We start from the raw sequence: 24,100 nt of genomic DNA, 5'->3' as shown, positions 1-24,100 counted from the left end.
TTCGTGATTCGCGTGAATTTACGGGACTTTCCGGTCCTCGATCCCCATATCGGACTCTTGACGCTGTTTACGTTGCAGTGCCACATGGATTGCATGAATCAAATCAAAACCGTCTGTGTCTATTGCGGCTCCGGCCCCGGCAACAATCCGCGTTTCGTTGAAGCTGCCATCGCGCTCGGCAGGAGCTTCGCCGAGAGCAATGTCCGCCTGGTCTATGGCGGCGGCTCGATCGGGCTGATGGGCGCGGTGGCGAAATCGACATTGGATCACGGCGGCCTGGTCACCGGCATCATCCCGGAATTTCTGCGGGCGCGCGAGAACGCGCTGACGAGCGTTCAGGAGATGATCGTCACGCCCGACATGCATGAGCGCAAGCGGCTGATGTTCGAGCGCTCCGATGCGTTCGTCGCCCTGCCCGGCGGTGTCGGCACGCTGGAGGAACTGGTCGAACAATTGACCTGGCAGCAGCTCGGCCGGCACTCCAAGCCGGTGCTGCTCGCCAATATCGACAATTTCTGGGAACCGCTGCTCTCGCTCTTGAGCCATATGCGCGCGACCGGGTTCATCCGTGCAACCCTCGACGTCAACGTCCTGATGGCCGACCGCGTGGAAGACATCCTGCCGAGATTGCGCAGCGCGGCCGCGCACGTGCCCAAGGGCGCCAAGGAGCTCGCACCCGAGGTGGCGCGGCGGCTGTAACCCCTATTCTCCCGGAAACGTCACGGCCTCGATGCGGTTGCCGTCGGGGTCGAGGACGAAGGCGGCGTAATAGCGGACGCGGTCGTGCGGCCGCGAGCCCGGCACGCCATCGGAGCGGCCGCCCGCCGTGAGCGCGGCAGCATGGAAGGCGTCGACCTCGGCGGTGGATTTGGCGCGCAGGCAAATATGCGTGCCGCTCTCATGCGGCACCGGCGGCATCGCCGGGCGCAGATTGATCCAGAATTCGGGGTAGGCCTTGCCGAAGCCAACGGTCGCGGGACGCGTGACGAGGCGCGCGAGGCCAAGCGCGGCCAGCACCGGTTCATAGAACTGCGTCGCGCGGTCGAGATCGCTGACGCCGACGGAGACGTGGTCGATCATGCAAGCATCCTTCTCTCCCCGTCATCGCGAGGAGCGCCAGCGACCAAGCAATCCATCGTGTAGCAGGCGGTGATATGGATTGCTTCACTATGCTCGCAAATGACGCCGCTCTCGGCGCGCACCGGCCTCACGCCGGAGCGCATGATCTCACGAGCTTGTAGATCACCGAATCCATCAGCGCCTGGAACGAGGCGTCGATGATGTTCGGCGACACGCCGACCGTCGTCCAGCTCTCGCCGTTCTCGTCCTCGCTCTCGATCAAGACGCGCGTAACCGCTTCGGTGCCACCATTGAGGATACGCACGCGGTAGTCGATCAGCTTCAGGCCCTCGATGTACTTCTGGTACTTGCCGAGATCCTTGCGCAGCGCGACGTCAAGGGCATTGACCGGGCCGTTGCCTTCGGCGGCCGAGATCAGCCGCTCGCCGGCGACGTCGACTTTCACCACTGCAAGGGCCACCGTGACGCGCTGGCCGTTGGCGTTGTAGCGCTGCTCGACATTGACGTCGAATTGCTCGACCTTGAAATATTCCGGCACCTTGCCGAGCGTGCGCCGCGCCAGCAGATCGAACGACGCATTGGCCGACTCGTAGGCGAAGCCCGCCGCCTCACGCTCCTTCAATTCCTCGACGAGGCGCGTCAGCCGCGGATCGCTCCTGTCGTAGGCGATGCCGGCGCGATCGAGCTCGGCGATCACGTTGGAACGGCCGGCCTGATCCGATACCAGGACCTTGCGGTGATTGCCGACCGATTCCGGCGACACGTGCTCGTAGGTCTGCGGATCCTTCAGCACCGCGGACGCGTGGATCCCGGTCTTGGTGACAAAGGCGCTTTCGCCGACGTAAGGCGCGTGACGGTTGGGCGCACGGTTAAGCATGTCGTCGAGCGTGCGCGACACCTTCATCAGCGTCGCCATCTTCTCTGCCGTGACTCCGATTTCAAACCTGTCAGCAAGTTCGCCCTTCAGCCGCAGCGTAGGAATCAGCGAGCAGAGATTGGCATTGCCGCAACGCTCGCCAAGCCCGTTCAGCGTACCCTGAATCTGCCGCGCGCCGGCCCGCACCGCGGCGAGCGAGTTGGCGACCGCCTGCTCGGTATCGTTATGGGCGTGGATGCCGACATGGCTGCCGGGCACATGCCTGACGACATCGCCGACGATGGCCTCGACCTCGTGCGGCATGGTGCCGCCATTGGTGTCGCACAGTACCACCCAGCGCGCACCGGACTCGTAGGCAGCCTTGGCGCACGCGAGCGCGTAGTCGCGGCTCTCCTTGTAGCCGTCGAAGAAATGCTCGCAGTCGACCATCACTTCGCGGCCCAGCGCCCTGGCGGCGGCAACGCTGTCGCGGATCGAGGCAAGGTTCTCCTCATTGGTCGTCTCGAGCGCGACGCGAACCTGATAGGCGGAGGACTTTGCGACAAAGCAGATCGCATCCGCCTTGGCCTCGAGGATTCCGGCCAATCCCGGATCGTTCGAGGCGGAGCGCCCGGGCCGGCGCGTCATGCCGAAGGCTGTGAAGCGCGCATGATCGAAGCCGGGATTGCTGCTGAAAAACTCGGTGTCGGTCGGATTGGCGCCGGGATAGCCGCCCTCGACATAGTCGATGCCAAGTTCGTCCAGCATCCTTGCGATCACCCGCTTGTCCTGCAGCGTGAAATCGACGCCGTTGGTCTGCGCGCCGTCGCGCAGCGTAGTGTCGAAGAGATACAGGCGTTCGCGACTCATGCGCGGCCTCCGGGCGCTGGTGCGCCGTCGAGTGTCTTCTGCATCGTGGTATTGGCAAGCCATTCGTCGTTGACGGTAACCGAATTGCGTCGCTGCGCGACGTAGCCGCGCTTGCGGAAGAAATCGAGCGCGGTGTCGCTTGCATCCACCGTCAGCGTCTTGGCGCCGCGGGCGCCGGCGATTTTCTCCAATGCGTCGCACAGCGCGGCGCCGACGCCCTGCCCGGCCACGCTCGGATGCACGTAGAGCATGTCGATGTGGTCGGCTCCTTTCAACGAGGCGAAACCGACCGGCGCGTTTTCCAGCATCGCGATCAGCGTAAGCTGGCCGGCGAGCTTCTTGCCGAAGCCTTCCTCGTCCTCCGCCGCCATCGCCCAGGCTTCCTGCTGGGCCTCGCTGTAATCGTCGCCGGTCAGATCCATGATCGACGCGGCGAAGATCGCCGCGAGCAGCGGTGTATCGGCAGGCAGGAACGGACGCAGCGTGGGTGTGGAACCGCTCATCGTGCGATCTCCCAGGTGGTGCCGTCCTTGGAATCCTTGATCACAACGCCCATGGCGGCAAGCTGGTCGCGGATGCGATCGGATTCCTTGAAATCCTTCCGCGCGCGCGCCGCGCTGCGTTCCGCGATCAACGCCTCGACCGCGCCGGCGTCGATGCCGCTCGCCCGTCGCTTGCGGCTCTGCCACGCCGCCGCGCTTTCCGAGAGGAAGCCGAGCAAATGGAGCGAGCCGGCAAGCTCCTTGCGGCTCGCCTCGCTGCTAGACGCGGCATTCCGCAGACCATGCAGGACCGCGATCGCCTGCGCAGTGTTGAGGTCGTCGTAGAGCGCCTCGATCATCGCCGGCGGCGGCGGACCGGGCTCGGCGTCAGCCGCGACCGCGTACCAGTCGTCGAGTGTCTTCGCGGCCTCTTCCGCCGCCTTCAGCGTCCAGTCGAGCGGGGATCGGTAGTGCGTCCTCAACATGCTCAGCCGCAGCACCTCGCCCGGCCAATCGGCCAGCAGATCGCGGATTGTGAAGAAGTTGCCGAGCGACTTCGACATCTTCTCGCTTTCGATCTGCAGGAAGCCGTTGTGCATCCAGACATTGGCCATGCGGTCGGAATGGAACGCGCAGCAGGTCTGCGCGAGTTCGTTCTCATGGTGCGGGAACACCAGGTCAATGCCGCCGCCATGGATGTCGAATTTCTCGCCGAGATGCTTCCAGGCCATCGCCGAGCATTCGATGTGCCAGCCGGGCCGTCCCTCGACATCGATCCCGGCAGGCGACGGCCATGACGGCTCGCCCGGCTTCGACGGCTTCCACAGCACGAAGTCGGTGTTGTCGCGCTTGTAGGGCGCCACATCGACGCGGGCGCCGGCGATCATCTCGTCCAGCGTCCGCTTCGACAGCGCGCCGTAGCGCGGCAGCGCGGAATCGGCCGCGTTCATCGCCTGTGGCGAGAACAGCACGTGATCCTCGGCGACATAGGCAAAGCCGCCGGCGACCAGCTTCTCGATGATCGCCCGCATCTCCGGAATGTGTTCGGTCGCGCGCGGCTGCACCGTCGGGGCCAGGCAGCCGAGCGCAGTGACGTCGTCCTGATATTGCTGATAGGTCTGCTCGGTGACCTTGCGGATCGCCTCGTTCAAGGGCACGCCGGGATAATCCCGCGCGGCGCGGACGTTGATCTTGTCGTCGACATCGGTGACGTTGCGGACATAGGTCACGTGATCGGCGCCATAGCGATGGCGCAGCACGCGGAACAGCACGTCGAAGACAACAGCGGCGCGGCCGTTGCCGATATGCGCGAAATCGTAGACCGTCGGTCCGCAGGCATACATGCCGACGTTGTTGGCATCGAGCGGCACGAACGGCCGCTTTTCCCGGGTCAACGTATCGTAAAGGCGCAATTCCATGGAAACCCATCCGTTGCGGCCGGGCGGTCCAATGATCTCAGAGTGATTGAGAAAAGACGGCCTCAGCCAGCGAATCGCTAGCTAATAATCTCGCGGCAAATGCTGCAGATGGCGAGGTGACCGTTCATGGTTCCACCTCTCTCACGGCCCTTTAATTGCGTCAAGGGGCAGTTTGCGCCCATTTCGCAGCCGAAATTGGCGCCAAGTCCCTCATGATTAATCATTATTAAGCATTTGGGCCTATCCGGTGCATGCCGATCTCTCGCGTTTTCACCGGTGCACCATGCGGCCCATTTCAGCATTGATTGCCAGCATTGGCCTCCTCGCCGCCTCGGCGGCCGTCGCCGATAGTCGCGTCTTCATCGTCGCCAACGAGGCCGACGGCTACGGCATCGACCAGTGCCTGGCACGCGGCGACAAATGCGGAGCCTACGCAGCTCGGGCCTATTGCCAGTCACGCGATTTTGCAAAGGCCACGAGCTTCCGTCGCGTCGATCCCGACGAGATCACCAACGCGGTTCCGCACGCTGCAAACCGCAAATGCACGAAAAATAGCTGCGGCGAGTATGTTGCCATCACCTGCCAGCGCTGAAAATCCTTCCAAGCGGCTGGCCGCGCCCGGCTTTTTGCCATACCGGTGCCCCGGAAACGACGTGACGCTGCCCCGAGAAAAGGCTATTGCGGGCGCCTTGGCCGCGCGATTGGCGTTCACGCCGCGCGGCGTCGTTGCAATGGCCGGATATGCCCAGGACCCCCGATCTTCGCTCCTTCCGATGGCTTTTGACTTGCGCGCTGCTGGCCGGCATTGCCCTGCCCGCCTCTGACGCGTTCGCGCAGATGGATCCGGGCCCGCCCTCGGGGCCACCCCAGCAGAGCGCGCAACCCAACCCGATGTGCAGCCGCCTCGAAGGACAATTGGCGACGATCGACCGCGGGGGCGGCGACCCGGCCAGGGAGGACCAGATCCGCCGCTACCAGGATGCCGCCGGCAGGCAGCAGGCCGAACTCGACCGCGTCACGTCGCAGGCGAGGCGCATGGGCTGCGACAGTTCCGGCTTCTTCTCGCTGTTCAACAACAACTCGGCGCAGTGCGGACCGGTCAACAACCAGATCCAGCAGATGCGTGCCAATCTCGACCAGATGACCTCGAATCTGGAGCGGCTGCGCACCGGCGGGCTCGGCGGCGGTGAACGCGAGAACCAGCGCCGCTCCGTTCTGATCGCGCTCGCGCAGAACAATTGCGGCCCGCAATATGCCGCGGCCGCGCGCGGACCGGGCGGCTTCCTCGACAATCTGTTCGGCGGCAACAATGTCAATCCGCTGCCGCCGCCCAGCGCCGACTATGGCGGGCAGTCCGGCACCTACCGCACCGTCTGCGTCCGCACCTGCGACGGCGCCTATTTCCCGGTCTCCTTCGCCACCGTGCAGGCGCGGTTCGCCGATGACGAGAGGACTTGCAAGGCGCTCTGCCCCGCGGCGGAGGCGAACCTGTTCACCTATCGCAATCCCGGCGAGGACATCAACCAGGCGGTGTCGATCAGCGGCCAGCCCTACAGCTCGCTGCCGAATGCGTTCAAATATCGCACCGAGTTCAATCCGTCCTGCGCGTGCAAGGCAGCCGGCCAGACCTGGTCGGAGGCCTTGAAATCGATCGACGACAAGGCCGCCGCCGAGCAGCAGGGCGACATCATCGTCACCGAAGAGAGCGCGAAGAAGATGCAGCAGCGCGGACAGCAGCAGGTGACGAAGCCGCCTGCCGGCAAGAAGGGCGCACCGGCTGCTCCGGCGGCGGCCAACCCGCAGCCGCAACCGGCCACGGCTGATACGACGACAACCGCGACCACGCCGTCCAGCAGCGGAATCCGCACGGTCGGGCCGACCTTCATTCCGTCGAAGCAATAGCCGAAGCTGAACTCGACCCAATTTACCCCTCGAACGCTTCCGCCGAGGCGCGGCTTGCCCGGGTCACGAGCGTCTCGTCCGGCTGGGGCAAGGTCTTGCCGGTGTCGCGGAAGCGATTGGTGATGGGATAGCGGCGATCACGGCCAAAGTTCTTGCGCGTCACCTTGACGCCGGGCGCCGCCTGCCTTCGCTTGTATTCGGCGATGTTGAGCAGGCGATCCACGCGCGTCACCACGTCCTTGTCGAAACCGGCGGCGATGATGTCGGCGAGCGGCTCCTCGCGCTCGACCAGCCGCTCGAGGATCGCATCCAGTACGTCGTAGGGCGGCAGCGAGTCCTGGTCGGTCTGGTTCTCGCGCAACTCCGCGGTCGGCGGGCGCGTGATGATGTTGACCGGGATCACCTCGCCCGAGGGGCCGAGCGCGCCGTCCGGCTTCCAGGAATTGCGCAGCGACGACAGGCGGAACACTTCCGTCTTGTAGATATCCTTGATCGGATTGAAGCCACCATTCATGTCGCCATAGAGCGTGGCGTAGCCGACCGACATTTCCGACTTGTTGCCCGTGGTCACCACCATCGCGCCGGTCTTGTTGGAGATCGCCATCAACAGCGTGCCGCGGGCGCGCGCCTGCAGATTCTCCTCGGTGATGTCGCGCGGCAGGCCCGCGAACACCGCCGCCAAAATCTTCTCGAACCCGTTCACGGCGTCGGCGATCGGCAGCACCTCGTAGCGAATGCCGAGCGCCGCCGCGAGTTTTGCCGCATCGTCGAGCGAGACCTGCGCGGTGAAGCGGAACGGCAGCATGACGCCGCGCACCTTGTCGGCGCCGAGCGCGTCCACCGCGATCGCCGCGCACAGCGCGGAGTCGATGCCGCCGGAGACGCCGAGCAGCACGCCTGGAAATCCGTTCTTGCGGACATAGTCGCGCAGCCCCAGCACGCAGGCGGCGTAATCGGCCCTGTCGCCCTCGAGCACCTCCGTCACCGGGCCGTTGCACCGCCAGCCGTCCGCCGTCTTGTGCCAGGACAGCGTCGTGATGCTCTCCTCGAATGCCGGGAGCTGCGCCGCGACCGAGAGATCGGCATTGAGCGCAAAGGAGGCGCCGTCGAAGATCAGTTCGTCCTGACCGCCGACTTCATTGAGATAGATCAGCGGCAGCCCGCTTTCGGTGACGCGGGCGACCGCGATGGACAATCTCAGGTCATTCTTGTCGCGCGCATAGGGGGAGCCGTTCGGCACGACGAGAATTTCCGCGCCGGTCTCGGCCAGACACTCGACGACGTTCTCGTATTCCTCCGATTCCTCGAGCCAGATGTCCTCGCAGATCGGCACGCCGACCCGCACGCCGGCCACCGTCACCGGACCCGAAGCCGGCCCGCGCGCGAACAGCCGCTTCTCGTCGAACACACCGTAATTCGGCAGATTGGCCTTGAAGCGCAGCGCCGCGATGCGGCCCTCGTCGAGCAGCGCGCATGCGTTGTAGAGCTTGCCTTCCTCGACCCAGGGCGTGCCGATCAGCACGGCGGGACCGCCATCGGCGGTCTCCCGCGCAAGCTCCTCGATCGCGACACGGCAGGCCGACTGGAACGCGGGCTTGAGAACCAGGTCTTCCGGCGGATAGCCGCAGATGAACAGTTCCGAGAACACCACGAGATCGGCGCCATCTGTCCGCGCCTGGTCGCGCGCCGCGCGCGCTTTGGCTGCGTTCCCGGTGACGTCGCCGACCGTCGGATTGAGTTGCGCCAGCGTGATCTTGATCTGTTGTTCGCTCATACCCTTATGTAGTCCTGCGCAAGAGCAAACTTCAATCGCCTTCCGATCATGGTGCGATTGCAGAAAATCGCACACCTCGCCCCGCGTGCGGGGAGAGGTCGGAACGCATCATCAGATGCGTTCCGGGTGAGGGGGAGCCGCCGCGAGTCCGTCGATCGCCGTGTATGCGGAAGCAGCCCCTCACCCCGGCCCTCTAAGAGCGAGCTCCGCTCGTCTCGACCCCGTAAGAACGGGGGAGAGGGAGGCTTCGCCATCACCGTTCGACTTAATCTCATCATGCTCCTAGAACGCGCCCATGCGCTCGGCGAGGGCAAACAGCCAGAACAGCCCGGACATGACCAGCGCGACGCCGACCGCGGCCGAGCCCATGTCCTTGACCCGCCCGATCTGCGGGTCGTGGTCCATGGTCAGGCGATCGGCGAGCTTCTCGATCGCGGTATTGAGCAGCTCGATCACCAGCACCAGCGCGACGGCTGCGACCAGCTCGACGCGGCGCATCACGGTGGCGCCGATCAGCCACGCCAGCGGCAGCGAGAGCACCAGCGCCGCCACCTCCTCGCGAATCGCCTGCTCCGAGCGGATGGCGAAGGCCAGCCCGTTGCGCGAGTTGATGGTGGCCCGCCAGAACCTCAGCAAGTCACAGCCCCCAAATCACAACCCCGCAGCCGCCGGCATCGGTTTGGCCTTGCCGACGCCCTCCCGCTTCAGCAGCTCGGCGATCAGGAAGGCCATGTCGATCGACTGTTCGGCATTGAGTCGGGGATCGCAGACCGTGTGGTAACGGTCGTTGAGATCCTCCTCGGTGATGGCGCGCGCGCCGCCGATGCATTCGGTGACGTCCTGTCCGGTCATTTCGAGATGCACGCCGCCGGCGTGAGTGCCTTCGGCAGCGTGGACCTGGAAGAACGACTTCACCTCCGACAGCACGCGGTCGAACGGCCGGGTCTTGTAGCCCGTGGTCGAGGTGATGGTGTTGCCGTGCATCGGATCGCACGACCACACCACGCTGCGCCCTTCCCGCTGCACGGCGCGGATCAGGCCCGGCAGATGCTCGCCGACCTTGTCGGAGCCGAAGCGGTTGATCAGCGTCAAGCGTCCCGGCTCGTTGTCCGGATTCAGCAAATCGATCAGCTTCAACAGCTCATCGGCTTTCAGCGACGGGCCGCATTTCAGGCCGATCGGGTTCTTGATGCCACGGAAATATTCGACATGGCCGTGATCGAGCTGGCGGGTGCGGTCGCCGATCCAGATCATGTGGCCTGACGTCGCGTACCAGTCGCCGGTGGTGGAATCGACCCGCGTCATCGCCTGCTCGTAGCCGAGCAGCAGCGCCTCGTGGCTGGTGTAGAAATCGGTCGCGCGCAGCTCGGGATGGCTCTCGAGATCGAGGCCGCAGGCGCGCATGAAGTTCAGCGCATCCGAGATGCGGTCGGCGAGCTCCTTGTAGCGGCGGGACTGCGGGGAATCCTTCAGGAAGCCGAGCATCCATTGGTGCACGCTGCCGAGATTGGCATAACCGCCGGTCGCGAACGCGCGCAGCAGATTGAGCGTCGCCGCCGATTGCCGGTAGGCCATCAACTGGCGCTGCGGATCGGGCGTGCGCGCTTCCGGCGTGAAGGCGATGTCGTTGACGATGTCGCCGCGATAGCTCGGCAGTTCGACGCCGTTCAGCTTCTCCGTCGCCGACGAGCGCGGTTTTGCAAACTGCCCGGCGATGCGGCCGACCTTCACCACCGGCAGCGCGCCGGCATAGGTGAGGACGACGGCCATCTGCAAGAACACGCGGAAGAAGTCGCGGATATTGTTGGCGCCGTGCTCGGCAAAGCTCTCGGCGCAGTCGCCGCCCTGGAGCAGGAAGGATTCGCCCGCCGCGACCCGCGCCAGCGCCTTTTTCAGGTTGCGCGCTTCGCCTGCGAACACCAGCGGCGGAAAGGTCGCAAGCTGGGCCTCGACATCGGCCAATGCCTTGGCATCGGGATAATCGGGCACCTGAACGACCTTCTTTGAGCGCCAGCTATCGGGGCTCCACCGCTCGGACATATCGTCAACTCCTGAGCAAAAACCGCAACTTAAGGGACGGTCGAGGAAAGGTCGCGTTATACACAGGCTCTCCCAGCCCCGCCACAGGGAATTCCCGCAATTGCATCAAGCCGTTGCAGGAAGACCCGGATTCGCATCGGCCGAAGCATAGCATGAATGCCCCGGGATGACTGTGATGCGACCTGAACGTGAGGATACGCCTTCGCGTTCTCGCGACGTGAACCGTCCGAGCTTTGCTTGTCGTTCCGCCCTCTCGATCAATCGAGGGCGCAGGGAAGACCGGGCGCCGATCGCACCCGCGGGTCCCGTGCAACAAAAAGCACGGGGTAGGACCACAGGTGTAACCGGAAACATCCCGGCCTTCCCTGCGCGATGGTTTACGGCTTACTTCGCGCTCTCCCCGGCGAGACCGGGCTTGGTTGTCACCGTCGCTGCGAAAGAACGAATCCCACGCAACTTAACGCCAGCCACTGGGGCGTCAGGACCACGCGACTTCGCCGTCCGCTTCATGCGCGCTCGTCAGCCGCGCAATCAGCGTCCACCGCATCCCACACCACGTTCGTGACGATCGCGAGCCGCCCCTCGTGTCGGGTGAGACGGGCGGAGTCCCAGCGCTGATTTGCCCGACGCCGGAAGAGGAATATTTTCTGCGGGAGGAGTGGACAGGGTGAATCGCGTTGATCGGGTTGGGGAATTTCGGATTTGCGCGCGATACGAAGTGCCTATTGGCCCATATAGGTCTTATACAACGCGCATTTTGGAATCTGGGCGATTCATTTTTGCGGGGGGCTGGGGCTGAGCGCGGTTAGGTGCCGGCTTACGTTTCAGTGGAGCGTCCCCTTGATGGGCGAGCGAGCTACGTTCGCGCGAAGCAGGCGTCTTGTTGGGTTGTGATGGGCCATGGTAACAACTCGCAAGATTCGCCGCCGATGCTTTTTCGAAGCAAAGAAATTTGGAAACCCCAATGTCAGATGAGACTTATAAGACGCTGCTCGATGCTGCAGTCGAGGAGCGCTCCAAGCAATTGTCAACCGACGCGTCAGAAGCATTCGAGAACCTTGCAGTTTCGCTCTTGATGATGCCATACGATCTGAGTGTGGACGAAATCGACGCTGGCATGACCGATGGAAGCGGCGACGGTCAGATCGATGCAATGTTCGTTGTCGTTAACGGCGCCGCCCTATCGGGTGAAGAGACGGACGAATTGCCGGAGAAGGGCCCTCTTGAAATCGATATTGTCCTCATCCAGTCGAAGAAGACGGACGCCTTCGCTGAAAACCCGTTGAAAAGTATTCGCGGGACGGTAAATGACCTACTTGATCTTAATCAGCAGTACTCGGCATATCTGCCCCAGTACAGCCAGTTGTTGCAGGACAAATTTGCGCTGGCTCGCAAGGCCTTATTGGCATCCGCAGGAAGAATTTCGAAGATTCGCGTCAGAGTTTACTACGCGTCATCAGGTAGCACTGCAAACATACATGCGACGGTACATGCGACCGCAGCGGCGCTGAAGAGTGATCTTGCAGGACGCGCTGCTACCACAGACGTCGCTGTCGATTTCTATGGCGCCGAGCAACTCGTTGCCATTTCGCGGCTGCCAAACACCAGGAAAAAAGAGCTGGAAGTGCAGCAGTCGATTTCCTCAGACAACGGCGATTCATTTGCCTGTTTGGTGACGATAGAGGCTCTTATCGCGTTTCTGAGCGATGAAAAAGGAAATCTGATTAGAGGGCTATTCGACGCGAACGTTAGGGACTTTCTCGGAAAGACTGAAGTGAATGATGCCATCTGGTCAACCCTCGAAAACCTCGCTGAAGAGGATTTTTGGTGGTTGAACAACGGCATTACAATTGTCGCTTCTAACGCCGACCAGAAAGGGAAGAAGCTGGCAATGATTGAGCCGCTCCTGGTGAATGGTCTTCAGACGTCAAATGTGATCTTTACGTTCATGAACGACCTAGCGGTGAAACCTGAAACAAAGGCCCTGCGTTGCAAAAATATGGTGCTGGCCAAAATCATCGTGCCGCCCAACGAAAAGGTGCGGGACGAGATCATTAAAGCGACCAATAGCCAAACTCATATTCCGAAGCCGTATCTTCGAGGAATGGACCGCGTGCATCGAAATATTGAAGACCATCTCAAAGCGAGTGGCCTTTTCTATGAACGGCGTAAAAATCAATACAAGAACGCCGGCAAGGCGCGTTCCTCCATCGTTACTCTTTCGGAGTTGGCTCAGGCCCTGATGGCGGCCTTTCTATTTAGATCGAGCGATGCGCGCGGGAGGCCGAATTCGTTGCTTAAATCCGACGTCGACTATCAATCGTTGTTTTCTGAAGGTTATGATCTCGACTCCTTCAAGAATGTAATCCTTGCTAAGCGCGAGATTGCAAAGTGGCTAGCTTCTCACTTCCCGGATGAGGGCGCTGGCTTCAGAAACAACGTGATCTTTCACATTCTCACTTACTTGAGTCTTTCCCGATTCCACACGACGCCGCATGCTGCGGCGGGCTGGGCGAATCCGCAGTTGGATACATCGGAGATAGGTAAGGCGATAGAATCAGTCGTAGCCCTGTTCAAAACTGCCGGTGGCACAGATCAAGTTGCGAAGTCACTTGCTTTTCAGGCGACGACTTCCGCCGCCGCTAAGGACCTACGAGACAAGAAGGCGGCTTCCTGAGCGCGTAGAGCGAGTTAGCTTGGCGTAACCCGCCTCTCCTTCATCAAATAATGGACGGCGGATTACGCTTCGCTCATTCGCCGTCCAAGCGCGCGCCTCACTGCGGCGAGCAAAGGGCGCATGATCAGGCACCGCCAACCCGGGATTCTACGGAGATGTGTGGCCCCAAGGGCACAACCCGCCGCAGCGTTCAAGGCATTTCGACGGCGCAATTGCAGTGGAATTAACGAATCAACTAGATCGCTAACGGGGCTGGGAAGCGGAGAGTAGTATGAGAGTCGCTTCCTTAGAGAGTGCACTAACGGTGGCCACGCTTGTATCGGCCATCGTCGTCTTGCTGTGGGGAATCAAGATTTTCTACAGCGTGTGAACAGGCAGGAAGCTGGCGTCGAACAAGAGGCCTCCGGCAAGAAGAGGTTCGCGACAAAGGCATCCCTTCCGCGGCGGCGGAGGCCTGCTGTTTCAAGTGTTGACGAAGGGTTCGCTGGGCGCTCGTCCTGAATTTTAGCGAGCTGCTTGAACCTGTTCCTTACAGCATGGGCAGCGCCGTCGGCGCGCATACCGTCGTTGGCTCTTCGCGGCCGCTGGATGCAGCGCCACTGCCGCATCGAAACCCCAATTTTCGTTGACTTCATCCTTACGGCGATCACAACAGGCTTGTTGTGCACGAGTTGCCGTCACACCACTTTCCGTGGCGCGGCTGTCGAGACATCGCCCTTGTTCGGCGTCCTCGTCGCCTCGATCAGCAACAGATGGAACCTCCACCTCCGCGGCAGCGTCGGGCGAGTTAGCTTGGCGTCACCCGCCTCTCCTTCTTCACATCATGGATGGCGGCTTACGCTAGCCCATCCGTCCTATAATCCAGCCAGTCTGCACAATCTGCGGGCAGTCAGCGTATTGAATATCGCGCCGAACCGGCATGACCGCATCGGGCGCGCGGTGCCGTAGCGAAACGGACTTGCTAAGAACGCGATCGATGTGCCAACCCCGACGGATGGCCAGCGAAGATCGGGCTGACGTCAAAAGAAATGGCTGCGCACTAAGTTCCGCGACGTTCCATGCAGGGTTCCACCCACCACAGCAACGTCGCGTAACGAACATGGCAGAACCGCGATTTCATCGCAAACATGGCGGAGTCTTGGCCTCTGGTTTAATTCGGAACAGGGGAGTTCAGCAATGACGACTACACAGAAGGACAAACCGCGCGGCAAGCCACGCCAGCGCAGCCGGAAGGCAGAGCAGCGAGGCCAGAAACCTGATGAACAGCAGCAGAGCCCGAAGCTCGAGCAGCAGCAGGAAGAACTGATCGGCGCCATGGTCGCTTCAACGGACACGGACACGGACACTGTCACGGACGGCGCAACTGCGGCCGAGCCTCTCTCAAGCGAGGCACCCGAGCCCTCGATCGGCGAAGTCGCAGCGATGGATGCTCCTCCAATCGGCACAACGGCGCCGGTGGATCTCCCCTCGAGCGAGCCCGTACAGGCGGATGCCCCTTCGATCGGCGAAGTCAGGTCGGACGACTGTCCAGTCCATATTCAAACTATCGCAAATGCCTACAGGGACTATGCAGAGAAGTCGCTCCAGGAGACCGGGTCCTTTGTCGAGAAGCTGATGGCCGTGCGATCGCTTGACAAGGCGATTGAGGTTCAGACCGAATTCGCAAAGCTGGTTTATGCAAACTTCGTCGCCGAGTCGCAGAAGATTTGTGAACTCTACAGCCAACTTGCCAGGCAGATCGTTTTCAGGCCCTGGGAGAGCTTCGCGCGAAGGTGACCCTAATCGGGCGCTGCGATCTCGCAGCGGCAGTTTGAAAACGCACCAGGCATCCGACCCGAGACATTAGCGGTACGAACGAAGCCCGCCATTCCCGACGGGCTTAACGTCTTGGGAAGATGCGTCGTGAAGACCCTCGCAAAGCCTATGATGAGTCGCGTAGGGCGGGTTAGCATTGCGTAACCCGCCTCTTCTTCAAATACTGGATGGCGGATTACGCTACGCTGATCCGCCCTACCGACTACCGACTCGTTCTTCACTTCGCTGATCGGCCCTGCGGGCTAAACTAGCAATCAACAGAAACAAAAATGTGCGAAGCGGCGCGAGCGCTCGCGCGAACGTGTGAACGGAGGAGCGCCGCTGTTCGCTATAATTTGAACATCTGCGCTCCTGGGGCGGATGCACAGAGGAGTTGTAACTATGACCAAAAAAAGCATTTTTCTCGGCCTTGCCATCCTCACTCTCTCAACTTCTGTCGCTTTGGCCGCTCATCATCGAGCTCATCATCACAACGTGACGAACGCAAATACCGACGTGGCCGCGCCTCCGGTCGTCCCGCCGGGCGTCAACAGCAGCGACCATGCCACGTATCTCCGAAATCTGCACGACTCCGGGTACGATCCGAAGAACGATTACGCGAACGGGGTCCTGAAGACGCAATAGCACGCAGGGCGGTTGGCCTGGCGTAACCCGCCTCTCCTTCATCACGTCATGGATGGCGGATTACGCTTCGCTCATCCGCGCTACGGGCGACACACTTTTCCGGATCACGCGGTAGCGGTAGCGGGCTGCGCGGTCCGGCTCAGTGGGTCAGCAGCACCGGCAACAGGCTCGTTCCGACAATGGTGTGCGTGGCTCCGCCGAACAGCATCTCCCGCCAGGTGGCATGACCGAAGGCGCCCATCGCCAGCATGTCGGCGCCCGCCTCCCGGGCGGATGACAGAAGCTGCTCGCCCGCTCCGACCCCGGACACCGCGTGGATGATCTGCCGCTCGCTGGCCAGGCCGTGCCAGCCCAGATATTCGCTCACCGCTTCGGGATTTGCCTCCGGCTTTTTGCCCACGGTCAGAAGAATGATCTTCTTCGCCTTTCGCAGCAGGGGCATCGCGGCGATGACGGCGCGCACCGATTGCGGCGAGCCGTCCCACCCGATCGCGATCGTCTCTCCGATTGGCGGGGGCGGCGTGGTGGACGGGGCCAGCAGAACCGGACGGCCGGAATGCAGCAGGGTCCTCTCGATGGCGTCGCTCGCAGGCAGATCCACGACGCGGTCCGACCGTCCGAGCACCACCAGATCGAAAAAGCGCGAGCGGTCACTGAGCAGCGCGGGCGCGCGCCCAACCTCGTCCAGCCAGGCCGCGCTGGCGCCGGTCTGCGGCGGCTTGTCCGCCTGCGCCAGGCCGTAGCGGCCGCATGTCGCGAGGAAATTCTCCTTCGTGCGGGAGGCAAGATCGTCGGCACTTCCCATGATCCGGCCGATCCACACATCGTCCACGGGCATCGGCAATCCGCCGCCGGCTGCCGCGGCGATGATCTCATTGGGATCGAACTTCACGTGATAGCCCTCGACATGCGCACCGAAGCGCAATGCCAGGGTGCAGGCCACCTCAATGGCTCCGTTGCCGGCTGCACCACCGCTCGCGCCCACCAGTATTGTCCTGATCGTCATTGCCCTTCCTCATCCAGTGCGCTCGCCCGAGGCGACCTCACCTGCGGGCAAGCCTTGTTGAGCCGTCATCGCATCGCACTCGATCATCGTCATTACCCGGACAGCGTCAATCGCGAAGACGGGATCGGGCAACGGTCGGTTCGTCCGGGCTTCGTAAGCCGCCCCTCCTTCATCAAATCATGGACGGCCGGGCAGGAATATTTTCTGCGGATTGACTGGACGCGGTGAATCTCATTGATCGGGTTGCGGAATGTGCGCGAAATCACTTGTGATCACGCTGTCTTGGAACCGTCGGGTTCCGTTTTGCATGGGCTTGCTTGCCGGGAGATAAGCTTGGGTTAGGCTTCGTCGCCGCTTGCAAGCTGAATGGCGATTGGGTCGAACTGGGCATTGGATCACTGCCGCGAGATGTATTCGACAAAAATCCATTACCGACCGGACATCGATGGATTGCGGGCCTTCGCCGTACTTTCGGTAGTCCTCCATCACGCCTTTCCGAACGCAGTCACGGGCGGCTATGTGGGCGTGGACGTCTTCTTCGTCATTTCGGGCTTCCTCATCTCGTCGATACTCTTCACTGAAATGGACGAGCACAGGTTCTCGTTCGCGGACTTCTATGGACGGCGCATCCGGCGCATCTTCCCGGCGCTTGCTGTTTGCCTGTCCGTCGTATTGGCCTACGGCTTCGTTGCCTTGACGCCGTCTGAACTGGCGCAGCTCGGCAAGCATGTGTTGTTCGGCGCGGGCTTCCTCTCCAACTTCGCGCTATGGAGCGAGAGCGGCTATTTCGACACCGCCGCCACTCTGAAGCCCCTGCTGCATCTGTGGTCCCTGGGCGTCGAAGAGCAGTTCTACATCGTCTGGCCGATCCTGCTATGGGTGGCCTTCCGGATGAAGGCAAAGGTCGGCCGACTGCTGGCGGTGCTGTTCCTGGCCTCGTTCGCAATCAACATCGCTCTATCCATCACCAGCATCTCCGCCGACTTCTACCTGCCGGTCTCTCGCTTTTGGGAATTGCTGGCGGGAGCGGGGCTGGCTTGGTGGCGTCCGACAATCCTGGGGTCCGCTGTGCGGTCCTGGCTCTCCTTCGCCGGCTTGGCTGCCCTGCTGACATCGGCGGCGTTGTTCACGCCAGAGCTGCGTTTTCCAGGCTGGCCTGTTCTCCTGCCGGTGGCCGGAGCGGTTGCGATCATCTCGGCCGGGCGTGAGGCGACAGTGAACCGCGTCGTCTTCTCCAAGCGCGCGTTCGTCTTCGTCGGGATCATCAGCTACCCGCTCTATATCTGGCACTGGCCGCTGATCTCCTATGCTTATATTATTCGCCTGGGAAAGGCGCCGACTCCCCTGATGGCCCTGGGGCTTGTGGCTGCCAGTTTCCTGCTGGCCTGGGCCACCTACCGCTTCATCGAGTATCCAGTCCGCTTCGGGGCGCACCGCCACCGTCGCACCCAGCTCGTCGCTGCTTCCATGGCAGTGCTCGGTGCCTGCGGGCTCGTCGTCTGGAGCAAGGGTGGTTTCCCCGAGCGTTTCCCGCCGCTTCCCGGCATCGACGTGCGGAAGATCGGCAATGCAAAACTCGATGCGGACTTCAAGCCGACCAGGGGCATGGAGCTGTCAGACCACGACTGGACATTGGTGGCTCATCTGGGGCACGGCGCGCGCAAGCTGGCGCTCGCCGGCGACAGCCTGTTGTTTCAGTACGGACCCAGAGTGCAGCAATTGGCTGACGAAGGGCAGTTGGCGGCCAATACCTATTTCGTCACAGGCCCCCGTTGTCCCCCCGTGCCGGGGGTGATCCAGCAGGACAGGTTTGCGGGTTGCCGCAATCTGCCCGGGAAACTGATCGACCTGGTACGAAGCGAGAAGGTTCAATCGGTCGTACTAGGCGCCGGTTGGTCGGGCTACACTGCGGAAGGGATGCTGATCGAGCGAGATGGCAGGCAGTTGCCTTTAAACACCAAGGACGGCACGGACGCCTTCTACGCCAATCTTGAAGATTATGTACGCTTGCTGCAGGGCGAGGGAGCGAAGGTCTATTTGGTATTGGCGACGACGGGTCACCGCAGCTTCGATCCGAGCGAGATGATAGCACGCAGCGTGACCGGATTTCGAATTGCCCCGGACGTTGAGAAGGCCGTACCAATCGCCGAACTGCGCGCTGTTCTTGCCGCAGCCGACGCCAAACTGCGCGCCGTCAGCGAGCGCACCGGGGCGCCGCTGCTCGATCCCCTCCCCGATATCTGTGACGGCAGCGAAAGCTGTTCGCCCTTCTTCGGAACGGGAGAGCCTAAATTCTCGGACCGCACGCATCTGCGTCCGGTCTTCGTGCAGCAGAATGTTCGCTTCCTTGATGTCCTGTTCAAGTAGCGATGCTGGCGGTACGCTCAGGGAGCGCCAGAAGCCGTTGCGCTAAGGCGCGATAAGATCAGGCTGATTTGTCATCGCGCTCTTTGAGCATGACCGCTACACGCTTTTCCGGACCATGCTCCAGTAATAGCTTCGTACGCCCGCGAGTGCGAAACTGTGTCTCATTGCGGCCGCAAAAAACCTGGCGCAGAGGGTAAGCAAACGGGAATGCGGAGCCGCCGATATGACCAAAGCAGTCATGCTTGTTCCGGGTAGCGGCGACGCCGCCAGCAACTTCCTGGCCACCGCGATGGATTTGCGGGACCATGTGTATGGCAAGAAGAACGCGATGATTTTCAAACTGCACTATTCGGCCGGTGGGCACAGCATTGCGCCAGCGTTCACTCCGGCCCCTCCAGGTTTCAACACCAATTTCTGGAAATCCGTGGACGTCGCAGGCACGTTCATGACCGTATCTCATTGCGGACTACATGACGGCCCGATGATGGGCAGTGAGGGAGAGCAGCCCTGGCCTTGCATTGATTCGGAGAGTCTTGTCCTTAATGAAGACGCACATCTTTTTTGGAGCAAGGTAGGACGAGCATTAAGCACGGTGAAGATAATCATCTGCGGCTGCGACACAGGCCAAACCTACGGGAGTTTGGCCGCTGCCGCCGCAGGAATACCGGTGTATGGATTTGCTCACAGCATCGCGGCAGGCGTTCCAACCACCATGCGGCCGTACATTGCATCGTTCGAGGCAGGCCGCTCCACAAAAAACATCATCAGGTGCTGGCCAGCCGCAAGCGCGAGCTTTGACATCGTTCATCCTTCGCTCTACTCCGAATAGGCAGGACTGGGATCAGCAGGCTGGCGGTGCCATTCAGCGCCGCGGCCGGCAGGTACGGCGTTGACCCCAAGCATCATGCGGATTGCCGTACGGCACTGGCGGTCCGGTTTTTCTAGCCTTGCCTCGGAATAAACTGGCTTTCCGGACGTTTCTCACCGTGAGGTCATAATTGGCGCGGCGGGCATGGGAGGTCTGGTCTTGCGAAAGGCGCAATTTGTGCTGGGCGTCATAGTCCTCGCCGGACTCGTCGACATGAAGCCGGCGCGAGCCGACTATCGATGGTGCATTCAGGACTCGGAATTCGGCTATCCCGGCGACTGCGCCTACCAAACCCGTGAGCAGTGTCTTGCGAGCGTGTCTGGTCGCAAGGGATATTGCGGGGAGAATCCCAGCGTCCTGTTCAGACCTCCGCCACAGCCGGCGCCGCGTGGCCGATATGTTTCACCGAACTAGAACCCGTCGAAGATGACCCGGATCGGACATCTCAACGTGGCGCCGATGTTGTCAAACTTGCATTACATTAGGCCGGTTCAAATTGAAGATTGAGCTGCCGGGAGATGCAATTGAGACGCGCCTATGCCAACTTTACGTTCCAGAAAACCGGCGCTCCGAACTTGAGAACATCTCGGACGTTCTTTCGAAATACGGTGGGCTGTATCCATTCTCCCCAGGGCACGTAGGTCACTTCGCTCAGTGCGACCCTCTGGACTTCGTCGGCGAGTTGCTTCCGCTTCGTGTAATCCTTCGCGTGCACCCAATCGATGGCAAGCTTCTCCAGTTGCGGGACATTCGGCCAGCCGAACCAGCTGTTTGGGCCTGCGCCTGAAAGTCCGAAGTGGACGGAAGGGTCGATCACATCCGACCCATGCCACCACGAGTACAGCAGATTCCAGCCACCCTTGTCAGGCGGTTCTTTGCGCGCGCGCACGACGAGGTTCGTTGACCAATCCATCGCCTTCAATATGACCTTAAAACCAGTGCGCTCCAGCCGTTGGCGCGTGACGACGGCTGCCGCATTGAGGAAGGGTCTATCCGTAACTTGGAGTACAACCACCGGCGTCCCGTCATAGCCCGACTCCTTTAGAAGCTGTCTCGCCTTGAGGTCGTTATGCTCCATGATTGGCTCGGCGCCTACAGTGGTCGCGTAAGGACCCTCGCATGCATAGACTGAGTTGCAAGCTCTATAATAGTTTGACTGTCCGACGGACCAATGAAGGTACGTCACCTGGTCCATCGTGTGGAGCAGAGCCTCGCGGGCCTTCTTGTTATTAAAGGGTGGATGGAGCCAATTCGGTCTGAGCCAGCCTTGCTGCCCTAGTGGATCGATCACGAACATCTGCAAATCCGGATCCTTTTCAAGCTTCGGCATGAAGTCGATTGGTGGCTCCTGCCACCAATCCACCTCGCCGGCGGCGAGGGCCTCCGCCACGTCCCATGGGTCGGCGACATACCGCCAGATTACCTTATCGAGATACACTCTCTTGCCGCCAGAGGATCCGCTTGGCGTCTCGTTGCGCGGGATGTAATCGCTGTTTCGAATGTATTCGACCTGCTCGCCCGGCTTCCACTCGCTCCTCGCGAACTTGAACGGACCGGAGCCGATCACCTCCTTGATCTGGGCTTCCGCTGGTGTAGCAGCAATTCTCGCAGGCATCATGAATGGCACATTGCTGCCCGTCTTTCCGAGCGCCTCGAGGACGAGACCGAAGGGCTCGGCGAGCACGATGGCGAATGTCTTGCTGTCGATAGCCGAGATTGTCGCAGTATGTCGCATCAACAGTTGGCCAAGACGATCCTTCTTTCCCCATCGCTTCAGCGACTCCACGCAATCTTCCGACAGCACGGGCTTTCCGTCGTGCCATCGAAGGCCGTCACGCAAGGTGAACGTATATTTCATGCCATCCGCAGAGACGACCGTTTGATCGACCATCTGCGGCTTGATTTGATGCTTTTCGTCGGTGCCGAAGAGGGTGTCGTAGACGAGATAGCCGTGGTTGCGGGTGATATAAGCTGAAGTCCAGACAGGGTCGAGAACCTTCAGATCGGCTTCCGCGACAAAGCGGAGGACTTGTTCGCTTTGCTGGGCTCTGACCGACGGGGCGGACAAGGTCACTGCGGCGGCCGCGGCACTTCGCACCAACTGTCGGCGACTGATGCGCTCCATCCTTCAGCTCCTTCCGGCAGCAGCCATGACCAGTTCAAGGAGACGATGCAGACATTAAACAGCCTACCCAATTTGGACTCTACATTCCAGAGTTGCTGCCAAATCGGCTTTCAGTTGTGGTCGGTTCTGGCCCCTCCCGGACATTCGATTTGACGTCCGTGATGTCCGCCTTAGGTGGCTAAAGCGGACATAGCCATGACGCTAGCCGATGCCGCCTTTTGACCCAAAGCGGACATCCGGTCGGCGTAGCCAAGCCTGACGATCTGCTTTGGTCACAGAAAAACTCGGAACAATCCTGTCTGTGTACTCAGCTACGCACGCCGTGAGGCTGATTCGATATGGCTCGCTGAACTGACGGGTCGGTTCCGACGTTTGCATACTAAGATCGCAAACTTTCGGGAGCTAGTTCGGCAATTAGCCGTGACAAGTTTGCTTCGGCTTTTGGACGAGCTTCGCGCAAGCGCTTGCGAATCCGGTCCGCATCTGGGTCATGCGCGGCTACATCTGCCTGTCCAACGCCCGCGCCCGTCAGCCGATGTTCCACCACCCATCGATGAAGAGTCTTGTCCACCGACCATCGGCGCCCGGCTTGCAAGTCCTCAAGCCTTCGTCGAACCCAGTCTTCTGGGGCGTTCAGCGTCTGCATCGGCTTGCAAAGTTCGTTCTTTATCGCCTCATCGTCGTAGGCGGCTTCAATATGACCGATGACCGCTGCGCTCAAGCAGAGAGCACCGGGGCGTAACATTTGGATGGTGATCCGGTCACCGTCGAACACACGCACAGAAGGCTGAGTGCGAAATGCCTTGGCAGTGCAATCCACATAGAGGCTGCCTGAGCAGCCTTCGACTGTCCCATGTTCGAGGATGACTGTCCGATGTTCTATCCTCAGTACACGTCCCTTGCGCACAACATTTTTGATGGAGCGCAGGGCTTCTACCTCAAGGCACGAGATAGTCGCACCACGGTACATGGTCGGTATCACCGTTGTATCGATGCGCAACATCTGGCCGGTTCGTTCCAGCCGCTCAAACAAATCGGCTACGCATGTCGCCTCTGCCGCCGCTTCGAGTTGATCTGCTTGGCCGCCTGCCGTTTGCTTAAAAAACGCTTCGCCTGGCTGGACCTTGTCTCGGTTCATGAGCCAGGAATCGCGTGGCACGATCCAACGTATGCTTTCCGGCGCCGCGCCCATCTGGAGCAACCATACACCGACATCCATGGCCGTCTTGCCGCCGCCCAGGATAACATAGCCTTTAAAGTCCGGCGCAAACTTCGGAAGCTCACTAGGGGTGACGAGCTTTACGCCGTCACCAAGCTCGAAGGAGGGTACGTGGGTCGATGGGACTTGGGTGTCTAGGAAGGTGGCGTCTACGAGCTTTTTGCGAAACGATACCTCCTGAACGTCACCCGACAGTCGAGAGACAAACCGTTTATCTCCTTGATAGTCACACAACGGAAAATATTGAACGCGGCCCGAGGGCAGAAACCGCTCGTTCATGAGCCGGTCGTAATAACTGATGATCTGAGCGCCGGAGGCGAGTTCAAAATAGCCCTTGTTAAAACCTGCCACATCTAATCGATTGTTGCCGAGCGCACGGGATCCAACGCCGTAATAGGCAGACGGTTGATGAAGACGGACAAACGGATATGCGTCGTTCCAGTGGCCCCCGGGCATGTGATGACGGTCCACAATCACCATGTTGGCGTCGGTTTCCGTCAGCAGTTGGTCAGCGAAACACATGCCCAACGCGCCGCTACCGATGATGAGATAGTCCGTTGAAAGCATTTGTACCTGATCTTTCCACAGCCCCGGATGGCTGCTAGTGCAGGTTATTCCCTACAACTTTGTCAGGTTCTGTTACGAAACACCATACGTGAGTTCCGCCAAACGGACTTGCTGGCTGCCGGTCCATTGTCAGACTCGAAGAGGTAAAACGAACCTCGATCGACCGCGCGGCCCTGTCTGCAAATGGCCCGTTGCTGCCGGTTCAGCATGTCCGCTGTTAGGTCGGATGTCGGGGTGAGACCGGACTACTTGTGCTAGACGCGAGCCTTTCGCATCTTGACCCATAACAGACGTGGGCCAAGGCTCTCGGCCTTGGCGGAGATTTCAGTGCTTTGGCAACCCAGCCGAGCGTAATCCTTCAATCAGGATCTGTTCAAGGGACCGTTTTGGACCGGCTGCAGTTCGCCGCC

The 24,100-nt window shown here is 61.0% G+C and carries 19 protein-coding genes; 9 read left to right on the top strand and 10 right to left on the bottom strand.

Translation table 11 applies throughout. The features are described from left to right. The first annotated feature begins 93 nt into the window (after positions 1 to 93). Entirely contained in the window at positions 94 to 699 is a 606-nt protein-coding gene (locus tag JQ553_RS18070) for a TIGR00730 family Rossman fold protein (RefSeq protein WP_212501325.1), read from the top strand. Between the two features lie 3 nt (positions 700 to 702). On the opposite strand, the gene JQ553_RS18065 is transcribed toward JQ553_RS18070, so the two are convergent. From JQ553_RS18065 to cysS, 4 genes are all read right to left on the bottom strand, one after another. After that, positions 703 to 1,080: a VOC family protein gene (locus JQ553_RS18065; protein ID WP_212501324.1), complete on the bottom strand. Its 378-nt coding sequence runs from the start codon at positions 1,078 to 1,080 to the stop codon at positions 703 to 705. Positions 1,081 to 1,207: 127 nt separating this feature from the next. Continuing rightward, positions 1,208 to 2,806 carry a citramalate synthase gene (gene cimA, locus JQ553_RS18060; RefSeq protein WP_212501323.1) on the bottom strand — a complete coding sequence of 533 codons (1,599 nt, stop codon included), beginning with the start codon at positions 2,804 to 2,806 and terminating at the stop codon, positions 1,208 to 1,210. Further along, positions 2,803 to 3,309, bottom strand: coding sequence for a GNAT family N-acetyltransferase (locus JQ553_RS18055; protein ID WP_212501322.1), 507 nt, complete (start codon positions 3,307 to 3,309; stop codon positions 2,803 to 2,805). Before JQ553_RS18055 ends, cimA begins: the two co-directional genes overlap by 4 nt. Beyond that, positions 3,306 to 4,706 (bottom strand): cysteine--tRNA ligase, encoded by a 1,401-nt coding sequence (cysS, locus tag JQ553_RS18050; RefSeq protein ID WP_212501321.1) that lies wholly within the window; start codon positions 4,704 to 4,706, stop codon positions 3,306 to 3,308. Before cysS ends, JQ553_RS18055 begins: the two co-directional genes overlap by 4 nt. 283 nt (positions 4,707 to 4,989) lie before the next feature. Between cysS and JQ553_RS18045 the strand changes: the two genes are divergently transcribed. Both JQ553_RS18045 and JQ553_RS18040 read left to right on the top strand, forming a co-directional pair. Further along, positions 4,990 to 5,298: a hypothetical protein gene (locus JQ553_RS18045; RefSeq protein ID WP_212501320.1), complete on the top strand. Its 309-nt coding sequence runs from the start codon at positions 4,990 to 4,992 to the stop codon at positions 5,296 to 5,298. A 149-nt stretch (positions 5,299 to 5,447) separates the two neighbouring features. Continuing rightward, the gene (locus JQ553_RS18040) at positions 5,448 to 6,608 is read left to right on the top strand and encodes a DUF2865 domain-containing protein (RefSeq protein ID WP_212501319.1); all 1,161 of its coding nucleotides are present in this window, start codon (positions 5,448 to 5,450) and stop codon (positions 6,606 to 6,608) included. 22 nt (positions 6,609 to 6,630) lie between these two features. Here JQ553_RS18040 and JQ553_RS18035 read toward each other — a convergent pair whose 3' ends face one another. The 3 genes from JQ553_RS18035 to JQ553_RS18025 all read right to left on the bottom strand — a co-directional run bounded on the left by JQ553_RS18035 (position 6,631) and on the right by JQ553_RS18025 (position 10,422). Further along, positions 6,631 to 8,382, bottom strand: a complete 1,752-nt coding sequence (locus tag JQ553_RS18035; RefSeq protein WP_212501318.1) for an NAD+ synthase — start codon at positions 8,380 to 8,382, stop codon at positions 6,631 to 6,633. Positions 8,383 to 8,664: 282 nt separating this feature from the next. Then, on the bottom strand, positions 8,665 to 9,018 hold the full coding sequence (locus JQ553_RS18030) for a diacylglycerol kinase (protein ID WP_212501317.1): 354 nt from the start codon (positions 9,016 to 9,018) through the stop codon (positions 8,665 to 8,667). Positions 9,019 to 9,033: 15 nt separating this feature from the next. Beyond that, a complete protein-coding gene (locus tag JQ553_RS18025) occupies positions 9,034 to 10,422 on the bottom strand; it encodes a class II 3-deoxy-7-phosphoheptulonate synthase (protein ID WP_212501316.1) in 1,389 nt (462 codons plus the stop codon). Positions 10,423 to 11,386: 964 nt separating this feature from the next. On the opposite strand from JQ553_RS18025, the gene JQ553_RS18020 reads away from it, so the two are divergent. The 3 genes from JQ553_RS18020 (at position 11,387) to JQ553_RS18010 (ending at position 15,538) form a co-directional block, all read left to right on the top strand. Then, positions 11,387 to 13,099 carry an AIPR family protein gene (locus JQ553_RS18020; protein ID WP_212501315.1) on the top strand — a complete coding sequence of 571 codons (1,713 nt, stop codon included), beginning with the start codon at positions 11,387 to 11,389 and terminating at the stop codon, positions 13,097 to 13,099. A 1,176-nt stretch (positions 13,100 to 14,275) separates the two neighbouring features. Further along, positions 14,276 to 14,875, top strand: coding sequence for a phasin family protein (locus tag JQ553_RS35095; RefSeq protein ID WP_312015158.1), 600 nt, complete (start codon positions 14,276 to 14,278; stop codon positions 14,873 to 14,875). Positions 14,876 to 15,295: 420 nt separating this feature from the next. After that, on the top strand, positions 15,296 to 15,538 hold the full coding sequence (locus tag JQ553_RS18010; RefSeq protein ID WP_212501314.1) for a hypothetical protein: 243 nt from the start codon (positions 15,296 to 15,298) through the stop codon (positions 15,536 to 15,538). A gap of 139 nt (positions 15,539 to 15,677) precedes the next feature. On the opposite strand, the gene JQ553_RS18005 is transcribed toward JQ553_RS18010, so the two are convergent. Then, positions 15,678 to 16,544, bottom strand: coding sequence for a universal stress protein (locus JQ553_RS18005; protein WP_212501313.1), 867 nt, complete (start codon positions 16,542 to 16,544; stop codon positions 15,678 to 15,680). A 366-nt stretch (positions 16,545 to 16,910) separates the two neighbouring features. Here JQ553_RS18005 and JQ553_RS18000 point away from each other — a divergent pair, with 366 nt between their 5' ends. The 3 genes from JQ553_RS18000 to JQ553_RS17990 all read left to right on the top strand — a co-directional run bounded on the left by JQ553_RS18000 (position 16,911) and on the right by JQ553_RS17990 (position 20,193). Beyond that, positions 16,911 to 18,911 (top strand): acyltransferase family protein, encoded by a 2,001-nt coding sequence (locus tag JQ553_RS18000; protein WP_212501312.1) that lies wholly within the window; start codon positions 16,911 to 16,913, stop codon positions 18,909 to 18,911. 223 nt (positions 18,912 to 19,134) lie between these two features. Then, complete coding sequence (locus tag JQ553_RS17995) at positions 19,135 to 19,740, top strand: hypothetical protein (protein WP_212501311.1); 606 nt, start codon at positions 19,135 to 19,137, stop codon at positions 19,738 to 19,740. A gap of 183 nt (positions 19,741 to 19,923) precedes the next feature. Continuing rightward, the gene (locus JQ553_RS17990; RefSeq protein ID WP_212501310.1) at positions 19,924 to 20,193 is read left to right on the top strand and encodes a DUF3551 domain-containing protein; all 270 of its coding nucleotides are present in this window, start codon (positions 19,924 to 19,926) and stop codon (positions 20,191 to 20,193) included. Between the two features lie 121 nt (positions 20,194 to 20,314). On the opposite strand, the gene JQ553_RS17985 is transcribed toward JQ553_RS17990, so the two are convergent. Further along, positions 20,315 to 21,904 (bottom strand): ABC transporter substrate-binding protein, encoded by a 1,590-nt coding sequence (locus JQ553_RS17985; RefSeq protein WP_212501309.1) that lies wholly within the window; start codon positions 21,902 to 21,904, stop codon positions 20,315 to 20,317. Between the two features lie 379 nt (positions 21,905 to 22,283). Next, entirely contained in the window at positions 22,284 to 23,690 is a 1,407-nt protein-coding gene (locus JQ553_RS17980; protein WP_212501308.1) for a hypothetical protein, read from the bottom strand. Between the last annotated feature and the right edge of the window lie 410 nt (positions 23,691 to 24,100).

It is taken from the genome of Bradyrhizobium lablabi, assembly GCF_018131005.1.
GTDB lineage: Bacteria > Pseudomonadota > Alphaproteobacteria > Rhizobiales > Xanthobacteraceae > Bradyrhizobium > Bradyrhizobium lablabi_D.
This window is presented reverse-complemented; position numbering and strand designations above follow the sequence as displayed.